This is a genomic window from Compostibacillus humi (genome assembly GCF_014637175.1).
Classification (GTDB): Bacteria; Bacillota; Bacilli; order Bacillales; family Amphibacillaceae; genus Oceanobacillus; species Oceanobacillus humi.
In genome coordinates this window covers 1-1,930 of sequence record NZ_BMEV01000137.1, presented here as the reverse complement: position 1 = coordinate 1,930, position 1,930 = coordinate 1, and the positions used below count along the sequence as shown (strand labels likewise).

The following is a 1,930-nucleotide window of genomic DNA, read 5'->3' as shown; positions in this document are numbered from 1 at the left end:
TTCTATCAACTTACCGGTCGACAAGTTTAAGAAGGAGGGGGTATGAGCGCATCAAAATAGGGCTAACTAATTGTCGGAATTGTTTCCAAATCACAAACAATAATGATGAGACTTAAAAAACAAAATATCTTCCTCTCTTTACTATAGTCTAAACATTACGATTTTTCCCTCATATTTTTAAATATTTATTCTTATTTTATCATATTATTCCATCTCTTCAAAAAGTATTATTTTGAACAACAACTTTTAAATCAATCAATAAAGAAGGGCAATATTTTACCCTTCTTCATTGATTCAAACATTTTCCTAGCATCATCTTTTGCACGTTTAGCTACTACTAGTCCGAATTCAAAACTTCTAACATCCGAGCAGGATCAAATCCAAAAATCCATTCTTCATTTATATTCGTCTGTGGTACTGAAAGTCTTCTCGTTTTTCTTACTAACTTAATCAATGCGACTGGATTTAGGTCGACATTAATTTCTTTATATTCTAAGCTCATAGTCGTTAAAAATTCTCGAACCATGCTACATACTGGGCACATGGCCGAGGTGTAGAGAGTAATTTCTTTTTCCATACTTCAAATCCTCGTTTTCTCTGTTTTTTAACTTGTCTTTCTTAATACCAAGCACTCATGCCACCTTTTACATTATACACTTTCTCGAATCCTTGTTTTTTAAGTATTTTTGCAGCTTGAGCACTTCTCATACCGCTTTGGCAAATGACAACAATTTCTTTCTCTTTATCTAGTTGATCTATTTTACTAGTAAGATTAGAAATCGGAATGTTTATAAATGGTTTACGGTGATTCGCTTTATATTCTGCAGGTGTACGGACATCGACAAATTGGACATTTTTATCTTTGAATTTGTCTTTTGCCTCTTGGACACTTATATTCGTAATGCCTTTAACTGGCATAAAACGATTGACGAAAAAAACGACAATTATAATTAGTAATATCCATTGAAAAATTTCCATCTATTATTCCCCTATTCAAATATTATTGAAAACAAAATAGTTATTCAGTTTCTCCTTCCCAATCTAACATGCCGCCTACCATGTTCGTAACATTATAGCCATTTTCAATTAGGTATTGGCATGCACTACCACTTCTACCTCCTGAACGACAGACGATGTAATAATGTTCATTTTTATTTAACTCATTTAAACGCTTAGGTATTTGTCCAAGCGGAATGTGTTTTGCTCCTGGAATTTTACCTGTAGCTACTTCCTCATCTTCTCGTACATCGATAATATTAACTTGTTCTCCTTTAGAGAGTTTTTTCTCTAATTCTTTTGCTGTAATTTCTTTCATTATAATAACCTCCCTCTATATACTTCGTTTTTCTTCAAAATGCTCCTGTTTTCTTAGAATTGCTCAAACTTCGTTTTTTGAATGTATTTGTGGACAGAGCTTATGCAAAGAGTGCAGAATATTCAAACGGGGTTTAATCCATCCTAACAGCCAAATTGTGAACATTTGGTTGAAAAAAGATATGACCTTGCCCTATTCTCCACACAACTTATGGTCGCTCACCCTCCCATGTATCACGGGATTTTGATCCATACATTCCTTCGTCCTGCGTATCCACAAGGTGGAGGTCGGAAAAAGCTCCTAAGCTGGGTCTAGTGCCCGAATGGTGAAAATAAGCTCCGACTCTGCATTGTTGGTGTTTGTTCATTCAAAAAAACAGGTGTATTGATTCAATTTACTTCGTAATTGCTTAAGCTGCCTGTAAATCTTCAATTTGAGGTAACCCTTTTAAGAGTTTATTTCCATTAAATTCACATTGTTTCCTACCGATCACAAACAGTATACGTAAGAGTTTCCCACACAAAGCAATCAGTGATTGTTGTTTTTTCAAAGGGTTGTCGGGGCGGGTCGTGTAGTAACTGTGTAGTGCCTTAAATGTCGGGCTCGTTGCCACCA

At 35.1% G+C, this 1,930-nt stretch carries 3 protein-coding genes and 1 pseudogene; all 4 read right to left on the bottom strand.

Features of this window, described 5'->3' with window-relative positions; translation table 11 throughout:
* Positions 1 to 337: 337 nt before the first annotated feature.
* Positions 338 to 577 carry a glutaredoxin family protein gene (locus IEV18_RS16885; RefSeq protein WP_108897598.1) on the bottom strand — a complete coding sequence of 80 codons (240 nt, stop codon included), beginning with the start codon at positions 575 to 577 and terminating at the stop codon, positions 338 to 340.
* A 41-nt stretch (positions 578 to 618) separates the two neighbouring features.
* Complete coding sequence (locus IEV18_RS16880; RefSeq protein ID WP_108897597.1) at positions 619 to 978, bottom strand: rhodanese-like domain-containing protein; 360 nt, start codon at positions 976 to 978, stop codon at positions 619 to 621.
* A 40-nt stretch (positions 979 to 1,018) separates the two neighbouring features.
* On the bottom strand, positions 1,019 to 1,315 hold the full coding sequence (locus IEV18_RS16875) for a rhodanese-like domain-containing protein (RefSeq protein WP_108897596.1): 297 nt from the start codon (positions 1,313 to 1,315) through the stop codon (positions 1,019 to 1,021).
* 409 nt (positions 1,316 to 1,724) lie between these two features.
* A pseudogene (locus IEV18_RS16870) lies at positions 1,725 to 1,930 on the bottom strand (IS110 family transposase); the annotation flags it as partial.